The sequence below is a fragment of the Acinetobacter boissieri genome, from assembly GCF_900096955.1.
Lineage (GTDB): Bacteria > Pseudomonadota > Gammaproteobacteria > Pseudomonadales > Moraxellaceae > Acinetobacter > Acinetobacter boissieri.
In genome coordinates, this window is the sequence record NZ_FMYL01000002.1 from 115,657 (window position 1) to 134,411 (window position 18,755).

The following is an 18,755-nucleotide window of genomic DNA, read 5'->3' on the forward strand; positions in this document are numbered from 1 at the left end:
AAAAGGAAAAGTATGGAACTATCGTTAATGTCAGAAATTGGCGGTTACTCTATTATCATCGGGGTTTTTTTATGGATACGTATAGATGCTCTAGATGACTCTAAACGTACAAAAGAAGAGCGACTTGAAGCATGTAAAAAAGGCGATCGTGATGAGATTGTCTTTTACCAAGCAGAGAAAGTTTGGCGCTATATGTGTGGTATTGGGTTATTCCTTTTTGTTATGGGGTTATTTTTTTAGTAGAGAGCTCACTTTTGATGTCAGTTAAATATAACAGGAGTCATTTCATGAGGTTATTGAATACAAAGTGGGGAAGCAGCTGTGAATGATGAAAAATCAGAACCACCATTAGTTTTAGGCCTTTTTATAGTTTTAGGCATGTTTACCTATTGGCCTATTATTATTTATATCGTATCTATGAAAAGCAAAGGAATTTATATCGTTCCTGATGTCAGTCGGTTTAACTTATACGCTGGACTTGTTTCAGTTTTTCTAGCAAAAATGTTTAGATTACTCTTTGATAAGTTAGAGGGAAATAATCATATTTTTTATAGAAACGTTAGTGCCTGTTTTATTCATTTCTTTTCAGGAGTTGTAGTTGCAGCCGCATTTTCAGTTTTTATGTTTGTTCTACCAAGTCTAGCACACAAATAATTTAAAGCGGTAAATAGTTCAAGAGTGTTTGATTTATTTCATTAATTTTTAAAAGAATATTTTTATTTAAATGTCAGCTAACAGGAAATAAAATATGGTGTCTACATTAAAAAAGACCGCACTGTTATGTTTGTCGCTTTTGACCATGGCATGCCATCAAAAAGAGTCTGCAGCAAATAGTCCACAAGTTGAAAAAGACCCCTACGGTCAGCCTTATTATATAGGCAACCTCGATGGCATAAAAATGAAACTGGGCAGTGCAATTGAATATGTCGATTACGAAATTTGCCCAGTTTGGACATTTGACGATATAGACCCAAAATGTACACCAAAACCTAAACGTACTTATGATTCTCGATTTTTAAGATTTCACTTTACTTTGTATTACCCAACAGATCTTTTATTGCTTAATTTCTCTGGTTTTTTCTCAACGAATGATTCAAAGAAAAAGTATGAAGCAGAGCGGAATGATGCAAATAACCAATGGGTTAAGGTTTCAGTAGAGTCCAATAAGCACGTTCAAGCAGGGTATTTAAAAGACATTCTACGCAACCAAACAATAGAAACTCGTCTTTCAGATAAAGAGCATTTAGAGAAAGTCAATTATATCAACACTTATGAAAAAACCACAGAAAATGTCTATGGGTTGCAAAAATATAAGCCCCACCCTAGATGGGTAGAAAATTATAGTTATAAGAATATAACTGATTTATACGTTGCTTATAACAGTAAAGGAGATGTGAGTACACTCATCACTTGTAATGATCGATCACCATATCCTAATGCACGTGATTGTAATCAGTGGTTTATTTTATCTGCAGATACGCATGTCAATATCAAAGCTCATTATCAATTTGTGAATTTAAAAGATTGGCAAATTATTCAAAGCAAAGTACTCAAGCAAATTAATCATTTAAAAGTTTTATAGGGGAACAATATGTCACGTCAAACACTTATAGCTGGGTTTTTAAATTTTTAAAGTAGGGCAATCACTAAATTTTTATGTTTAGGCAAGTTTTTAAATAGCACTTATTGAATAGTAATAATAGCTTTAAAAGAATGATGAAACTTTGGGATTAACAAGAAATAGGGAGCGTTATGAATAAAATTATTTTAGATCTGTTAAAGGTTCTTGGTTGGTGTTTCATGGCTTTTATTGGGTTCATTTGTTTATTTTTATTCGTGAGTTTTATACGTGGAATAAGTGGTCCTTCAACCCCAAGCATACGTGAAAAACCGTATGAATGCGGCATGTTAGGTCATCAGCAGATGCGTATTGACCGTAGATATTTATTTTTATCTAAAGTCGAATATCAAGGGGTGGATTACTGGGGAGGGAATAGCACCCAAGCACATGAAGCGAAAGGCTGTAATGACCCCATCAGTAGTGCGAATTTTAGAGTGTCATGGCCTGCAATGTCACCTACAGGTAGTTTTAATTATTTGGAAAAACCTGATGATTTAAGTATTTCTATACAGCAATCTCAAATACTTACTAGTGAGGGAGGAGAAAAAATTATAAAAAAATATATAAAAGAAGGTATGACAAGAGAATTAAAAATCAAATTAAGAAAAAGTATTATAGGTTCTAGTGAAGAAATGTCTGAACAAGAATTTAAAGAAAAAAAACAGTTTAATTCAAACTTAGGGCTATATCAAATTGATGTTGTTGAAGAAGAAGGGAGTCAAAAGAAGGTGTATTGGCAAGAAACGGGCGATAAAAAAGTCACTCTGGTGATTAGCTGCTTGTATTTCAAAATGGGTATAACGATGTGTGAATTAGAAAAAAACAATTTACTACAGGATCGCAATATGAGGTATTTAAAACTTGACTTTAGGTCTGAGTTATTACCGCATTGGCAACAACTTATACAAGATTCAGAAAAACTGATTCAATCTTTTACAGTGAAGGGGAAGTGAAGTGAAAGCAAAACAAACGATTAATATGGATGAAGAGCTGAGTGGAAATGATTAAACCTGACTCAAGCGAAATATCAGTTTTTACAAGCACAAATTAATTTACTGCAAATTACGGGGGGCTTTAGTTCAAGAGTGTTTGATTTATTTTATTAATTTTTAAAAGAGTATTTTTATTTAAATGTCAGCTAACAGGAAATAAAATATGGTGTCTACATTAAAAAAGACCGCACTGTTATGTTTGTCGCTTTTGACCATGGCATGCCATCAAAAAGAGTCTGCAGCAAATAGTCCACAAGTTGAAAAAGACCCCTACGGTCAGCCTTATTATATAGGCAACCTTGATGGCATAAAAATGAAACTTGGAAATGGGATTAGCTATATCGATTATGAAATTTGCCCAGTTTGGACATTTGACGATATAGACCCGAAATGTAGGCCAAAACCACAGCGTACCTATGATTCCCGATTTTTAAGATTCTACTTTACGCTACATTATCCAACAGACCTTTTATTGGTGAAGTATCTTTCAGATCCGATTAACCACTCAGCAGACAAGTATGAAGCAGAGCGGAATGATGCAAATAACCAATGGGTTACGGTTTCAGTGGAGTCCAATAAACACGTTCAAGCAGGGTATTTAAAAGACATTCTACGCAACCAAACAATAGAAACTCGTCTTTCAGATAAAGAGCATTTAGAGAAAGTCCATTACATCAACACTTATGAAAAAACCACAGAAAATGTATATGGATTACAAAAATATAAGCCCCATCCTAGATGGATAGAAAGTTATGGTTACAAGGATACAACAGATATATATGTTGGCTACAATAGTAACGGAGACGTGAGTACACTCATCACTTGTGATGATCGATCACCATATCCTAATGCACGTGATTGTAATCAGTGGTTTATTTTATCTGCAGATACGCATGTACATATCGATGCCAAATATCAATTTGTACATTTAAAAGATTGGCAAATTATTCAAAGCAAAGTACTCAAGCAAATTAATCATTTAAAAGTTTTATAGGGGGAACAATATGTCACGTCAAACACTGATAACTGGGTTTTTTTAAACTTTTACTTTAGCTTAAATCGATAGGTTTTATTAGATAAAAATATTTAATAATCAATATATTGGGATTTATATATATGGAATTATCATTGATATCAAAAATTGGAGTTTTTTTAGTGGTAGGAGGTTTTCTTTTTTGGATACAAGTAGGTACTTTAGGATACTCAAAGCTTACTAAAAAAAGGCTTTTGAAAGCACAACAGAGAGATGATAAAGGAGAAGCTCTATATCATAAAATTGAAATTTTTTTTAATAAATGTTGCCCTTATGTATGTGGCATAGGGTTGTTATTGTTTTTTATCGGTTTATTTTTTTAAGGGAGGATTATATCAATAGGTCAAGATTATGAATAAGTTGTAAGAATAAATCAATTTGCTGCAAATCACAGGTAGTTTTAGTTATAGGGTGTGGTTAACATTCATAATGTTAACCAAATGTATATGCAAGCTAAAGCCCACCACATTAGCTAGTCATATCGAGTTGCTATTCCTCTAAAGTGCTTCAATCTTGCAAATGTATTTTCAACTAAATGTCTAATTTTATATAAATTCTAATCCATATGATGATTATTGGAGTGAGTATTGCATTTGCGTGGAATATTGGCTTGTGTATCTGTCACTATAATTTCAATTGAGTTGCTATAAAAATCAACGGCTAAATGTATTTTTGAGCTATTCCCACCAATGCTTTTTGATATACCTTGATTCTTTAATCCTGCAGAGTGCTGGGGTGCTCTGATATGAGAAGCATCGTTTATTACGATTAGATTATCGATAATGATCAGTGTTGATCATTTAGCATTGTATGAGGCATAGAGAGTAGTAAATTTAAATTTGGCGATTTAAGTTTGCTATCTCGCTATTTTTATATAGTCAATACACCCTAAGTTTCTTACATCGTATTTTATACTTTTAAAAAGCCATTACAACGTAATGGCTTTTTTTAGCAAATAATTAAAGAGATTTTTTTCATATTTTGATATTTTTTTGTGATTTGTTTTGAGTTTTTGGTTGCTAAAATGTATAGTATTTGTAATATTTTATCAGGGTGGTTTTATTGTGTCAGTGAGTCATAAAAAAAAGATAATAGTGGTTGTGGCCATTGGTGTTGCCGGTTGTAGCGTATTTGGTGCAAGTATTTACGCAGATAAAGAATTAAAAGCGATGTATAGTGCAGATCAAGCATATGCTAACAATATAAAGTCAAAAAAAGTTAATTTTAACATGGGTCTTTTTTCAGGTGATGTAAGTTGGGAGGCTGAGATTTTTGCAGATCCATGTAAGCAAGAAAGAAGTGTTGTAATTAAGGGTACTGACCATGTGACTCGTGGTTTAACTGGCTATGACATTCAATCAAAAATTGATGTTGAAAATGATGAAATTAAAAGATTATTTGATAATAAGCCCGTGGTTACTTTGGATGCACATATGAGTTGGCTTGGGCAAATAGATGTGAAGTTAAACAGTCCAAGTATTATTAAAAATAAAGATAAATACCAAATTGATTGGGCTGGTTTGAACGTGGCGTTTAAAGCAAAGAAACAAGATGGCGATGTTTATTATAAAGATTTTGTGCTGAATGTACCTAAACTTCATGTGAAAGAAAATGAAAATTTAAAAGAGTTAACAATTAAAAATATAGTTTATAAGTCAGATCATGGATTTATGAAAAAAATCATTCCAAATACATCTGAGATTACGATTGATGCAATTCAAACAGATTTTAATCAAAAGATTGATGTTAATTTGATTAAATATAAATTTGAAACCTTTGATCAAAATGACAAGTTATCAGCAGTACAAGCTTTCTCTGTTGGTAATGCTACATTTGGGCCGTATCAGTTAAATAAATTGGTTTTTAACTCGCAAATACAAAATGTTGCTAAAGTAGAAGCACAAAACGCATTTTCTGAAATCAATGAATTACAAAAACAATGCTTACCTGCTCAAGAAAAAATGACTAAGATAGCAAAAGCGGTATCACTGGTTTTAGAAAAAGGTCTAAAATTTAATTCAAAAGAAAATGTCATTGAAGTGAATCATCAAAAGTTGAATTTTCATGTTGATGGTATGCTTAACGCAGGAAAATATTCTGCTACCTGGCCAGACATTGCGTATACTATTCCACAAAAAGTGACGTTTACGTATGGTATGGAAGTCGATAAAGGTCTTATTCAATTGCTTCGCCCAGAACTGACAGAAAACAATATGAAAGATATGGCGAATATGTATCAAGGAAAACTAACCGATCATTCATTACAATTTACTGGCAAGTTTGAAAATGGAAAACTAAATTAAGCTAGATTAAACTAAAAAACCGAGCAATTATGCTCGGTTTTTCTTTTTTAGACTGCAAAGTGTTTAATTTTCCAAGCACGATGAATTTTCTGATTACGTTTAAAGTCAGGGCCAATTGTATCTTGTGTGATTTCTTCTACATCAAACATGGCTTCAATTTCTTCATTCATTTCAAAGCCACGGTAGTTGTTTGAAAAATACAAAGTACCATCAGAGCTTAAACGGTTCATAGCACGTTTTAATAAAGATAGGTGATCTCGCTGTACATCGAATGTACCATGAAACTTTTTCGAGTTAGAGAAGGTTGGTGGATCGATGAAAATCATGTCATATTGTTCATGACCTTCTTTAAGCCACTCAAAGCAATCTGCTGCAAAAAACATGTGTTGTTCATCTGCATGGTCTACGGTTAAACCATTAAGCACGAAGTTTTCTTTTGACCAATTAAGGTAGGTGTTTGATAAGTCAACACTCGTAGTACTGGCTGCACCACCTAAAGCGGCATGTACACTTGCAGTGGATGTATAGCTGTATAAGTTCAGGAAGTGTTTTCCTTTCACTTCACTGGCAATACGCAAGCGAATGGGTCTATGGTCTAAAAATAAGCCTGTATCTAAATAGTCTGTTAAATTGACTAAAATATTCGCTTTGCCTTCTTTAACAACAAATCGTTTTGACACTGTACTTTGTTTTTCATACTGTGTTTTTCCAGACTGGCGAGCACGTGTTTTAATAAAGATAGCTTCACGGCCTAAGCCTGTCACTGCACGAAGAGCAGCCAATGCCAAATTAAAGCGTTTTTTTGCTTTTTCTGGGTCAATGGTTTTTGGTGGAGCATACTCTTGTACGTGTAAGCGGTCACCATAAAGATCGACTGCAACATTAAAGTCAGGCAAATCTGCATCGTATAAACGTAAGCAATAAACGCCGTCTTTAACAGCCCATTTTTTTAAGGCAACCATATTTTTTTGTAGACGGTTGGTAAAGTCTTGCGCCTCTTCAAGTTCAACAGGCTGATTTTGCCATCTGGCTAAAAATGGCGTGTTGTTTACGAGGGGCTTAATTGTACCAAATCGTACATAAATTGGCAGTTTACCATTCATTAAACGTAATGTTTGAGGCTCATTAAATGCCAAAACATCAGCTTCTTCAATTTGCGCTGCAATAATCGCAGCATACTGGTTTGGAAAAGCTTTTTGTAGTAATGCAGAAATACCTAAATACACAGCACGGTTAGAGGCTTTATCACCAAGTCGCTCACCATACGGTGGGTTGGTGACAATAAATGCTTGCTCATTGTCACTGAGGTTAAAATCAGGCCAGTCGGCAAGGGTACGTTCTTCAACCTGAATTTGATCTAATATAGACTCAAACCCTGCAGCAACAATATTGTTTTTAGTGGCTTTTACTGCATCCCAATCTGCATCATATGCATAAAAACGTGGTAGTGGTTTCAGTAATGCTGTGGCATGACGTTCGGTTGCTTCAGCTTTAATGCTCATCCATAAGTCATGGTCATGTCCATGCCAACCATTAAAACCAAAACGACGGACTAAACCCGGTGCTCGGTCGGTTAAAATCATGAGTGATTCAATAATAAATGTACCCGAACCACACATTGGGTCAAGCACAACAGCGGGTTTACGCTCGAGCAGTTTTGCCTTATGTAAAATGGCTGCGGCTAAGTTCTCTTTAATTGGTGCATCAGTCATATAGTGGCGATAACCACGTTTATGCAATGAGTCACCAGATAAATCTAAACAGTAAATATGAGATGTTTTACCTGCTAATACATATAGTGTAATTTCAGGTTGTTTAATATCAATACTTGGACGGCGACCGACATTTTCCATGAAATTGTCAACCACACCATCTTTTACACGTAACGTGGCAAACTGACTGTTTACTTTGACATCACGCTCAACGTGTAAACGAATAGCAAATGTACTTTGGGGTGCAAAAATAAGTGACCAATCAAAATTCACTGCACCTTCAAAAAGCTCTTCAGCAACGTCACGCACATCATGGTTTTGTTCAATGTCATGCTCATAAATTGGCATGACCACACGTGACGCAAGGCGTGACCACATACAAATACGGTAAGCTGTTTCAAGTGTACCTTTGAAAATTAAGCGACCAGCTTTACGTTCTACATTGGTTGCACCCAAATGAGCGATTTCTTCTTCGAGTAATGGTTCAAGACCATCGGCACAGGTAACCCAATATGTAGATAAACGTTGCGGTGAATTCATGCAAACTTCCAAAACAAAAACAAGCAAAGAGGGATTTTAACGTATTTTACCCCTATTTGGCTTGTGTTATTTATAGCTTTTTTATTGCCACGTGACTGCGAATTATTCTTATTTTCCGATACAATATGTCAACTTAGCGTAGGACAAAGGAATCACTGATGCATTTGGCTAAATTGCATGCTCCAAGTCAGATTCAACTGAATGAACATGGGAACTTAAAACACTTTGTAACCATAGAAGGTCTGAGTAAAGAGACTTTAAATACCATTTTAGATACCGCTGAAACATTTATAAATGATAATAATCAACTGATTACTTCGCCATTATTGGAAGGGCGAACAGTCATGAACCTGTTCTTTGAAAATTCGACCAGAACCAGAACTACATTTGAGGCAGCTGCAAAACGTTTATCTGCCAATGTATTAAATATTGATATTGCACGTTCAAGTACAGCCAAAGGCGAAACCCTTAGAGATACGTTGTGGAACTTACAAGCCATGGCTGCCGATATTTTTGTGGTACGTCACTCATCTTCAGGCGCGGCACACTTTATTGCCAAAGATGTGTGTCCGAATGTTGCTATTATTAATGCAGGTGATGGCCAACATGCGCATCCGACCCAAGCCATGCTTGATATGTTAACCATTCGCCGTGAAACCAAAAAGCCATTTGAAGCACTGAGTATTGCAATTATTGGTGATATTAAGCATTCACGTGTGGCCCGCTCAGATGTTGCAGCGTTACAAACATTAGGCTGTAAAGATATTCGAGTGATTGCACCGAATACCTTGTTGCCGTATGGTTTTTCTGAATATGGCGAAGGGGTACGTTTATTTAACCAAATGGACGAAGGTGTAAAAGACTGCGATGTGATTATCACTTTGCGTATTCAAAATGAACGCATTGAATCGCCAGCACTGGCTTCACAGCTTGAGTTTCATAAAATGTATGGCTTAAATGAAGCACGTTTAGCATTGGCTAAGCCTGATTGTATTGTGATGCACCCAGGGCCAATGAACCGCGGTGTAGAAATTACTTCAAGTATTGCCGATGGTGCTCAGTCAGTGATTTTAAACCAAGTCACCAATGGAATTGCAGTGCGGATGGCAGTGTTAGCATTGTCTATGAATGGACAGTTACAGGCACAAGGATTACTTGATGCAGGTTCAATGGTTTAAGAGGAATAGACATCATGACAAGTGTTAAAATAGAAAATGTACGTGTTTTGGATCCTGTAAACCAGATAGACCACGTGGAAACTGTGTATTTAAAACAAGGTCAACGTGTTGATTATATAGAACAACCACAACAAGTGATTGATGGGCAAGGGCGTTGGCTCATGCCAAGTATGGTTGATTTGTGTGCTCGATTACGAGAACCAGGTCAACAACAACACGGCACATTGAAATCTGAAGGAAAAGCTGCACGTGAGCAAGGCATTTTGCATGTTGTCACGCCACCAGATTCTAAACCAATTGTGCAAGACAATGGCTCCCTTATACAGGGCCTCATTGAAAAAGCATGGCATGATGGCAAGATTCATTTAAATATTATTGGTGCACAAACTCAAGGCTTACAAGGTAAACAACCTGCAAATATGGCAGGGCTAAAAAAAGGCGGTTGTGCATTTGTGTCTAATGCTAATGCATCATTTTTAGATGATGATGTATTGTTGCGTACTTTAGAGTACGCAGCAGGTGTAGATATGACAGTCGTTTTTTATGCAGAAGAGGCCAATATTGCCAAAGATGGTTGTGTGCATGAAAGCTTTGTCGCTTCACGTCAAGGGTTACCTATGATTTCACCTTTGGCAGAAACGATCGCGATTGCTAAGTACTTGCTCATGGTTGAAGCCACTGGCGTAAAAGCCCATTTTAGCTTGTTGTCTTGTGGTGCATCTGTTGAGCTGATTCGTATTGCAAAAAATAAAGGCCTGCATATTACAGCAGATGTGGCCATGCACCAGTTACATTTAACTGATACGCTGATTGATGGGTTTAATACGCTTGCACATGTTCGCCCGCCACTACGTAGCCGTAAAGATCAGTTACAGTTACGTGAAGGTGTACAGTCAGGCGTGATTGATGCCATTTGTACACATCACGAACCTTTAAGCGCATCGGCTAAGCTTGCACCATTTGCAGAAACAGAAGCGGGTATTTCTGCGTTTGATAGCTTTGTTGCCCTTGGCGTACAACTTGTCGCAGAAGGTGTACTTACGCCGTTGCAATGGGTTGAAAAAGTAACGCTTGCGCCAGCCAAAGTAGCGAATATGGCGAATCGTTGGCAACAAGAGTGTGGTTGGGTTTTAGTTAATCCGACACAAACATGGCAACTTGATCGCAAAACTATGCGATCACAAGGTAAAAACACCCCACTTTTTGAGCACATGTTAACAGGGCGAGTTGAAGAAACTTTTTATCGTATTTAATGTGATGTTATGAGGTGCCATCAAGTTGTTCGATTTGATGGTACTTCTGTTTTAGTGAATGTTGTACTGTATTTTTTATAGGCCAGCGCACTTCGCTTGCAGAGCATATAATCATTAAAAGATAAAGGTGTAGGGGCATTTAAAAAGATGGTTTGGGCAATTATTGTTATCTTTGTTGCAGTGTTTTTTTTAGGCTTATTGGTCTCTTTTTGGAAGATTATTTTATTAACAGCGATTGGTAGTTTGATTGGTGGGCCGATCGGAGGTGTCATTGGTTTTATTATTGGGTTATTTGTTTCCTCAAGTAAAATACAAAAGAAAAAGGTCACCTCTAGCACATGGCAAAATACACAAGGTCAACGTTATAACAATGAAGTGACCATTGAATGGCTAGCTCCAATCATTCATTTGGTAAGTCATTATGCAAAATTTCAAGGTCAGCCATGGACATCACAAAAAGTTAATTTTGTGAAATCTATGTTTGAGTCTTATTGTAAGTCTGAGCAAGATTATATCTATTTGCGAGATATGCTTAAACAAAAAGACCATGCTATTCAAAGGCAAATAGATTCAATTCTACAACAACAACTCGATTATGATTCGACATTAGAGATATTTAAATTATGTGCTCAGGCATTGTATTTAAATGACTTAAGTGACCAAAGTATGCAGGTTGTATTGGCTGATTTAGCCGAAAGATTATGGTTAAAACAGCATGATTATCAAGCGATTATTAATTTATTTAAAACACATCGTCAGCAAGACTTTAATGATTCAGCATATCGCCAACACAACTCGAGTCATGCCTTAAATGAGGCTTATACGTGTTTGGGTGTAAGTAACCGTGCTACAAAAGAAGAGGTTGTGAAGGCGTATCGAATAAAAATAATGAAATGTCACCCAGATAAAAATCCAAATGCTACAAGTGAGGAAAAAGAAAAACTTACACAACAATCGATTGCACTACAAGAAGCAAAAGATTTAATCGTTCGGCATTTAGAGCATAGTTAGTTGTTTGGTAAGTGATATTTATACATGTTGGATGCTATATATACTCGGACTCCCTATATTTTAATTCGTGTCATGAATGCTGATTTTTATGTTATTACAAGATTTAGTGTTTGTATTAAAATGAAAAAAAGAAGTGAAAGGTAATCAGTATTTTGAGGTTATAGAAATTAAATAAATTAACGAAAATATGGAGCGTTAAAATGACTGCAAAACAACGAGCTTATTATGAAGAAAAACTCAATTATGAAATTGACTCGTGGGATTTATTTATAGCTTTAAAGGCGAGTGAAAATATTATTATTGTAGATGGCAGAAGTACAGAAGCGTATACAAAAGAGCATATTCCGAATGCTGTAAATTTACCTCATCGAAATATGTCAGAAGTAACGTTGGCTCATTTATCTAAAGAGCCAATATATGTGACGTATTGTGATGGGATTGGCTGTAATGCGTCTACGAAATCTGCATTTAAAATGCTAACTTTGGGTTTTAAGGTCAAAGAACTCATTGGTGGTTTAGATTGGTGGAAGCGAGATGGGCATAAGACTGAAGGGGAGAATCCACAAGTAGAAGAGTCTATAGATTGTGGCTGTTAATGATATTGTACCAATAATACTCAAGTCATTGTTTTTGTTGTAATCCATCGCCTATATAAATAATCTAGTTATGGCAATAAAAGCAATACATATAAAGATTAGTGGTGAAATATAATGGATCCATTGACCATAGTGGCTATTTTTATTTTTCAAATAATTTGCTGAAAGTGCTGCAAATATATTGATCATGAAGCCACTAAAGTTAAAAATCAGCCCATAGCACAAAAAATATAACCACAGGGGTTGGGCTGTTGGTGAAATAAATTGTGGTAGTAAGCTAAGAAAAAATAAGCCAATTTTAGGGTTAAGTAAATTAATAAATACACCATAAATAAAAGACTTACGGTGTTGGTGCTGATGTGTTGTATTTATACCACCTTTTTTTCTTGGCCAACTTAGAAAAGCCAAATACAGTAGATATAAAACGCCAAGTGTTTCTATGACTTTGTAAAGTATTGGTACATGATTAAAAATAACAACCAAGCCAAAAGAGGTCAGTATTACATAAAAAAATACGCCAATTTCAACGGCCAAAGCAGATTGAATACCTGACTTTACACCAGAATGTATACTTTCCTGAATGACAAAAAGCATGGCAGGGCCAGGGGTCAAGTTAATGACTAAAACTGTCATCAGAAAAAAACAAAAATTAAGGTCCATATACTTTTTTTCTACTGTATAAGTTCAAGACCTGTGGAATTACAGGTCTTGAGGTTACATCACTTATTTCTTTTTCATCAGTGTTGTTTCAGGCTGGCTCTCTTTGGGACTGTCTTCGACTTTTTTCGTAGACTTGGCTTTTTTCTTCTTTTTCTTTGGCTTTTCTTCTTCGACAGAGCCATCTTCAATAGATTGCCAATAGTTCAATTGATCCATGACCGCAGCATAAATAGAGCCTTTCGTATATTGGCCTTTCTTACCCAGTATGCCCACAGGTCGTGCCATAAGTATTTCAAGTGCTTGATCAATGGTATCAATGGCATGTACGTGGAATTGGCCTGATTCAACCGCATCAATGACATCTTGGCGGAGCATTAAATGTTGCATGTTTTGACGAGGAATAATAACACCTTGTTTGCCCGTTAAACCTTGTAATTTACATGCATCATAAAAGCCTTCAATTTTGGCATTTACGCCACCAATCGGTTGTACTTGACCTAATTGATTCATAGAACCTGTAATAGCCCAAGATTGGTCGAGCGGAATTTGACTGATTGCAGAAATCAGTGCAGAAAGTTCAGCAACTGTTGCGCTGTCACCATCAACTTGACCATAGCTTTGTTCAAATGCAAGCGCTGCAGAGAAATGCAAAATTTGTTCACGACCAAAATGTGCTTTTAAGAAGCTCGACATCAGCAACACACCTTTAGCATGTAATGAACCACCAAGCTCTACACTACGTTCAATGTCTAAAATATCACCACCACCTTGATATACAGACGCAGTTAAGCGAGAAGGTAGACCAAACTCGACATCTGCATAATGAATCACAGACAGCGCGTTGATTTGGCCCAAACGATGGCCTTGTGTTTCAATGAGTTGCGTACCGCGTGATAGATCTTGCCAATATAGCTCACGTAAATAGCCTAAACGATACTGGCGATGTTGTAATGCCGTATTAATATGGTTTTGTGTGACTATTTTATCACCTGCTTGTAGGGCGTGATGATGTGATTCACGAATTAAATCACCCAAGGTTGAAGCATGTAGCGATAATGAGCTTTGGTCTTCTGCTTGACGGCTTGAATCTGTGAGTAAAGCTACAAGTGCCGAGCGATCAAATGGTAAGAGTTTATCCACTTGAACATAGTCGGCAATCAGTTGCATGTAGGCTTGTTCGTTACTTGTATTTCGCTCTAAGGTATCTGTAAAGTCTGCTCGAATTTTAAAGACACTGCCAAGCTCGGGTTCTAACTCTAAAATTTCGTAATATACTTCAGGTTCAGCAAGTAATACGAGTTTTAACTCAAGTGGAATAGAGGCAGGTTCAATAGAAATACTACCTGTGAGCGTAAGCATATGCTCAAGTGAAGACAATTTGAGTTGTCCAGATTTGAGTGCACGTTTTAGCCCCTGCCAAGCATAAGGCTGTTCGAGCAAATGTTCGGCTTCTAAAATTAAAAAACCACCATTAGCACGATGTAATGCACCTGCACGAATGAGCGTGAAGTCTGTAGTGATGGTGCCATTTTGTGTCAGTTGTTCCACATGCCCAAGTAAGTTGTAATGGGTTGGAAAGTCTTCAAAAATGACAGGTGCGCCTTGATCTTTTTCATGAGTCACTACAACATTGGCTTGGTAGCGAGATGGTATACGACTAAATTGAGCCGGAATAAAGTCATCTTCTGCTTGCTCAAGTACAGCTTCAATATTGTTAATAATATCGGCAGCATAGCGTTCAAGATAGTTTTGTAAACCTTCGACACCTTGAAACGATTTGAGTAACTTTTCAATGCGTGGGATGATTACATCTTGTGCAATCTCTCGGTTTAAGTCTGTGACTTGGTCGCGTGCAACATCTTCAATGTCACCGAGTGCTAGGCCTAAACGTTCTAGCTTTTTATTCATACTACGTACATTTTTTGCAATTTCAGTGCGTTCTTCTTTACTGAGAGCATCAATGTCAATTTGAGTCATTTCTTGTGTTTGACCATCTTTGTGATGGACAGGTACAAAACAATTGTCTTCATTTTTAGAAACCAGTTTTACACCAATGGTTTCACCTTCTTGTGTGAGCTCAATCAGAGCTTCTTGTTGCTCTTGACCTGTTTTATGGCGAATTTTTTCTACAGCATCACTATATTTTTCAGCACTAAAACGACGTTCAAGTTGTTTGAGTATGGTGTGCCAGTTCTCATGCAATTGACTTTGAAATAGTGCTGCTTGTGCAGTTGGAAAACGTAACGCAATTGGTTTGCGTGCATGTTCAAAGTTATTGACATACACCCAATCATTTGGTGTTGGCATAGATTTAGCATGCTGAGCTAGCAAGCGCTTAATCATGGTACGTTTGCCTAAACCTGCTGTACCAACTGCAAAAATGTTATAGCCAGAGTACGGCAGTGCAATACCAGCTTCAACTGAAGCACGAGCACGGTCTTGTCCTAAAAAATTATTGAGTGGTTTGATGCGCCGTGTAGATGCAGGAATATTAGACAGTTTAGTAACATGGGTGAGCTTTTCTGGTTTGAGTGCCGTTTTCTTGAGTGTTTTTTCTATGGCAGGTTGGTCAAAAGCAGAAGTAATAAGTTGTTTTTGGGTGGTCTTTTTTGTTGCTGTGTTTACGGGTAATACTGAATTCATCTGCTTTGTTCTATAGAGTCAGGGTGGTGTCAAAAGTACAATACGGGGTTTAGATGTAAAAAGGTATATTTTTTTCATTTAAACCACATTTAGAGTATCAGATTCAGATTAAAAATAATAATTTACTCAGTGCTTATTGCAAGATATTGCCGAAAGCGTTTGAATAGTATTTTAGAGTTTAATTAAAATAGTAATTGATATGAATATGCCAAACCAAAGCTGGGCCAATGCGTTTCGTAGTTTTCTTGACCGCCGTGCGCTCATTATGTTGTTTCTCGGCTTTTCGGCGGGTATTCCTATTTTACTGATCTTTTCTAGCTTGTCTTTATGGTTAGGTGAGGCGGGCATTAATAAATCAGCAGTCACTTTTTTTAGTTGGGCCGCACTTGGCTATTCATTTAAATTTGTTTGGGCTCCATTGGTTGATGAAATACCAATTCCTTGGCTCACTGCAAAGTTAGGTCGTAGACGGGCTTGGTTGCTGTTGGCCCAGTTGAGTATTATGGGTTCAATATTAATCATGGCCAATGCAGACCCTGCACAAGGGCAACATGACTTAATTCAAATGGCGATTGGTGCAGTTTTACTTGGTTTTTCAGCAGCTACACAAGATATTGTTATAGATGCGTATCGAATTGAATTGGGCAATCCACAAATACAAACTGTACTGGCATCTACCTATAATGCAGGTTATCGCTTAGGTATGATTGTGGCAGGGGCAGGTGCATTATTTTTAGCGAGTTGGTTGGGTACATCTAAAGGGAATTATATTTACAATGCATGGCATATGACCTACATGGCAATGGCAGTTGTTATGTTAGCGGGTGTGGTGACCACATGTATTATTCATGAGCCTAATGTAAAACGTGTGGCTAGAGATTATCATGGCCGTGACTATTTACGTTTGGTTATGGTGTTCTTCTTCGCTGTAGCAACATTTGTGTTGAGTTATATTGTACTTAGCCCTGCTGTAAACTACTTAGAGCAAATATGGCATGTTAAAGATAACTTTTTACTGTTTTTATTAGAAACCATCCGATTTTTATCTGCTGTAGCAGTTGCGTTGTGTGTAGGTACTGCATTGGTGAAATGGGGCGCTGTGAAAAAGCAGATGGCACTAGATATTTGGGTCAGTCCAATCCAAGACTTTTTTGTGCGTTATGGGGTGAAACTGGCGTTATTTTTGCTTTTGCTTATCGGTTTTTATCGAATTTCTGACATTATTGCAGGGGTGATTTCTAATGTGTTTTATCAAGATTTAAACTTTACTAAAGAAGAAATTGCTAAAGCTGTTAAAGTGTACGGTGTTATATTTTCATTAATTGGTGGTTTTTTAGGTGGATTATTAGCACAGCGTTTTAATGTCATGAAGCTCATGTTTATTGGTGCGATATTGGCAAGTACAACCAATTTAATGTTTATTGGTCTAGTGAAGTCAGGTCAAACGCTAGATACAGTACATGTGCATATGGCGGGTCAAACTCTCACGGCACAGCCAGATGATGTGGGTTATTGGAAAATTTCTATCCCTACAGCATTGCTTGAGCAACAAAAAATATTAAAGATCACTACACAATATAAAAATGATGCAAGCAGTCAGGTGACTGCACAACTGCCATTTTTAATTAAAGGCCAAAATAATATCGCCTTATTTCCGATTGCAGGTAACAATGTGGTTTCCTTACCTCAAGGACAAGATATTGTTGTCAGAGGTCAAATGTCAGATTCAAAAATAAAAAATATTGAGCTTAAATTAGACACGCAAAGTTACATGGCAAAAATAGATAAAGATGGCATTTTTTCGGCAGTCATGCCTGTAAATTTACTGGAGAAAAGTCCAACTCGTCAGATCACAGCGATAGCGTATGACAGTCATAATTTGCCTTTAAACCAACAACAATTATTATATACAACAACAACTCACACGACTGCTTTAGCGATAGATTTACAGCCTTTAGCGCCTGTAGATCTTTCAGTTGATCATGTGATCATACAAGGTAAAGTCCTTAAAACCTACAGTTCAACGTGGTTGTATTTTGCAATTATCATTGATAATCTAGCTTCGGGACTGGCAGGTGCTGCTTTTATTGCATTTTTGTCGAGTTTAACCAGTGTATCTTTCACTGCAGTTCAGTATGCAATTTTCAGCTCGTTAATGACTCTCACACCGAAAATATTGGGTGGTTATTCGGGTACTATTGTTAGCCATGTTGGGTATCCTCAATTTTTCCTAATGACCACATTGATGGGTATTCCAGTTTTAATTTTGGTGTGGTGGGTTGCTCGGTTGTTAAAAGACCACCAAACGACTTAATGCTAGAATAAGGATATTATTTATGCGAATGTTACATACCATGTTGCGTGTAGGCAACTTAGAGCGTTCTTTGGCTTTTTATACTGAAGTACTTGGTATGAGTTTATTGCGTCGTCATGATTTTGAAGAAGGCCGTTTTACATTGGCTTTTGTTGGTTATGGTGATGAATCTAATCATACCGTATTAGAACTTACGTATAACTGGGATACCAGTAGCTATGATTTAGGCAATGCTTATGGACACATTGCTTTAGGTGTAGATAATGCATACGATGCCTGTGAAGATATTCAACGCCGTGGTGGTGAGGTTGTTAGATCTGCAGGGCCAATGAAAGGTGGTCAAACAGTAATCGCTTTTGTTAAAGATCCAGATGGTTATTTAATTGAACTGATTCAGCAAGACCAATACGCGCGTAGCCAAAGTTAGGTAATCAAATAATATTAGCCATCGTTTGCTAAATATTATATAATCATGCGACTTGTTGTGCTTTGCCCTAGCTTTAGGAGCTTCGGTGAGCCAAAAGAATGGTCTGTTGTCGTGTTAGCCTGCCTTACGGCTTTCCTTTTTACATATATGTAAAAAGAGCGGTTGATTGCGAAAACAGCTTAAGCCTTTCTTCTTTAGGAGTATTGAATATGCGTAAAGATATTCATCCAAATTATACAGCACTTGTTGCAACTTGTTCTTGCGGTAACGTTATTGAAACTAAATCTGCAAGCAACAAAGATTCTCTTTATTTAGATATTTGTTCAGCTTGCCACCCGTTCTATACTGGTAAGCAAAAAAGCGTTGACACGGGCGGTCGTATTGACAAGTTCAAACAACGTTTTTCTGGTATGTCTCGCACAATTAAGCGTTAATATCAGAAGTAAAAAAAATGGGCTTATTGCCCATTTTT

The 18,755-nt window shown here is 36.7% G+C and carries 17 protein-coding genes and 1 pseudogene; 14 read left to right on the top strand and 4 right to left on the bottom strand.

Going from position 1 to position 18,755, the window contains the following annotated elements:
* Positions 1 to 12: 12 nt before the first annotated feature.
* The 6 genes from BLS38_RS02685 to BLS38_RS02710 all read left to right on the top strand — a co-directional run bounded on the left by BLS38_RS02685 (position 13) and on the right by BLS38_RS02710 (position 3,969).
* On the top strand, positions 13 to 240 hold the full coding sequence (locus BLS38_RS02685) for a hypothetical protein (RefSeq protein ID WP_143230099.1): 228 nt from the start codon (positions 13 to 15) through the stop codon (positions 238 to 240).
* An 81-nt stretch (positions 241 to 321) separates the two neighbouring features.
* Complete coding sequence (locus BLS38_RS02690; RefSeq protein WP_092746801.1) at positions 322 to 654, top strand: hypothetical protein; 333 nt, start codon at positions 322 to 324, stop codon at positions 652 to 654.
* A 94-nt stretch (positions 655 to 748) separates the two neighbouring features.
* Positions 749 to 1,582, top strand: coding sequence for a hypothetical protein (locus BLS38_RS02695; protein WP_092746802.1), 834 nt, complete (start codon positions 749 to 751; stop codon positions 1,580 to 1,582).
* A 170-nt stretch (positions 1,583 to 1,752) separates the two neighbouring features.
* Entirely contained in the window at positions 1,753 to 2,574 is an 822-nt protein-coding gene (locus BLS38_RS02700) for a hypothetical protein (protein ID WP_092746803.1), read from the top strand.
* 202 nt (positions 2,575 to 2,776) lie between these two features.
* A complete protein-coding gene (locus BLS38_RS02705; RefSeq protein ID WP_092746804.1) occupies positions 2,777 to 3,607 on the top strand; it encodes a hypothetical protein in 831 nt (276 codons plus the stop codon).
* Between the two features lie 122 nt (positions 3,608 to 3,729).
* Positions 3,730 to 3,969: a hypothetical protein gene (locus tag BLS38_RS02710; protein ID WP_092746805.1), complete on the top strand. Its 240-nt coding sequence runs from the start codon at positions 3,730 to 3,732 to the stop codon at positions 3,967 to 3,969.
* A gap of 152 nt (positions 3,970 to 4,121) precedes the next feature.
* Here the strand turns inward: BLS38_RS02710 and BLS38_RS02715 are convergent.
* A pseudogene (locus BLS38_RS02715) lies at positions 4,122 to 4,403 on the bottom strand (transposase family protein); the annotation flags it as partial.
* 307 nt (positions 4,404 to 4,710) lie between these two features.
* Here BLS38_RS02715 and BLS38_RS02720 point away from each other — a divergent pair.
* Positions 4,711 to 5,949: a DUF945 family protein gene (locus BLS38_RS02720; protein WP_171258518.1), complete on the top strand. Its 1,239-nt coding sequence runs from the start codon at positions 4,711 to 4,713 to the stop codon at positions 5,947 to 5,949.
* A 47-nt stretch (positions 5,950 to 5,996) separates the two neighbouring features.
* Here the strand turns inward: BLS38_RS02720 and rlmKL are convergent, their stop codons facing one another.
* Entirely contained in the window at positions 5,997 to 8,201 is a 2,205-nt protein-coding gene (gene rlmKL, locus BLS38_RS02725; RefSeq protein WP_092746807.1) for a bifunctional 23S rRNA (guanine(2069)-N(7))-methyltransferase RlmK/23S rRNA (guanine(2445)-N(2))-methyltransferase RlmL, read from the bottom strand.
* A 158-nt stretch (positions 8,202 to 8,359) separates the two neighbouring features.
* Here rlmKL and BLS38_RS02730 point away from each other — a divergent pair, with 158 nt between their 5' ends.
* From BLS38_RS02730 to BLS38_RS02745, 4 genes are all read left to right on the top strand, one after another.
* A complete protein-coding gene (locus BLS38_RS02730) occupies positions 8,360 to 9,379 on the top strand; it encodes an aspartate carbamoyltransferase catalytic subunit (RefSeq protein ID WP_092746808.1) in 1,020 nt (339 codons plus the stop codon).
* A 14-nt stretch (positions 9,380 to 9,393) separates the two neighbouring features.
* A complete protein-coding gene (locus tag BLS38_RS02735; RefSeq protein WP_092746809.1) occupies positions 9,394 to 10,632 on the top strand; it encodes a dihydroorotase in 1,239 nt (412 codons plus the stop codon).
* A gap of 147 nt (positions 10,633 to 10,779) precedes the next feature.
* Positions 10,780 to 11,643 carry a DnaJ domain-containing protein gene (locus tag BLS38_RS02740; protein ID WP_092746810.1) on the top strand — a complete coding sequence of 288 codons (864 nt, stop codon included), beginning with the start codon at positions 10,780 to 10,782 and terminating at the stop codon, positions 11,641 to 11,643.
* A gap of 200 nt (positions 11,644 to 11,843) precedes the next feature.
* Positions 11,844 to 12,239: a rhodanese-like domain-containing protein gene (locus tag BLS38_RS02745; RefSeq protein ID WP_092746811.1), complete on the top strand. Its 396-nt coding sequence runs from the start codon at positions 11,844 to 11,846 to the stop codon at positions 12,237 to 12,239.
* Positions 12,240 to 12,290: 51 nt separating this feature from the next.
* Here BLS38_RS02745 and BLS38_RS02750 read toward each other — a convergent pair whose 3' ends face one another.
* Positions 12,291 to 12,872, bottom strand: a complete 582-nt coding sequence (locus BLS38_RS02750; RefSeq protein ID WP_244518144.1) for a LysE family translocator — start codon at positions 12,870 to 12,872, stop codon at positions 12,291 to 12,293.
* A gap of 90 nt (positions 12,873 to 12,962) precedes the next feature.
* Positions 12,963 to 15,542, bottom strand: a complete 2,580-nt coding sequence (locus BLS38_RS02755; protein WP_092746813.1) for a Lon protease family protein — start codon at positions 15,540 to 15,542, stop codon at positions 12,963 to 12,965.
* 199 nt (positions 15,543 to 15,741) lie between these two features.
* On the opposite strand from BLS38_RS02755, the gene BLS38_RS02760 reads away from it, so the two are divergent.
* The 3 genes from BLS38_RS02760 to rpmE all read left to right on the top strand — a co-directional run bounded on the left by BLS38_RS02760 (position 15,742) and on the right by rpmE (position 18,717).
* On the top strand, positions 15,742 to 17,856 hold the full coding sequence (locus BLS38_RS02760) for an AmpG family muropeptide MFS transporter (protein WP_092746814.1): 2,115 nt from the start codon (positions 15,742 to 15,744) through the stop codon (positions 17,854 to 17,856).
* Positions 17,857 to 17,878: 22 nt separating this feature from the next.
* The gene (gene gloA / locus BLS38_RS02765) at positions 17,879 to 18,283 is read left to right on the top strand and encodes a lactoylglutathione lyase (RefSeq protein ID WP_092746815.1); all 405 of its coding nucleotides are present in this window, start codon (positions 17,879 to 17,881) and stop codon (positions 18,281 to 18,283) included.
* Positions 18,284 to 18,492: 209 nt separating this feature from the next.
* The gene (gene rpmE / locus BLS38_RS02770; RefSeq protein WP_092746816.1) at positions 18,493 to 18,717 is read left to right on the top strand and encodes a 50S ribosomal protein L31; all 225 of its coding nucleotides are present in this window, start codon (positions 18,493 to 18,495) and stop codon (positions 18,715 to 18,717) included.
* Positions 18,718 to 18,755: the final 38 nt, after the last annotated feature.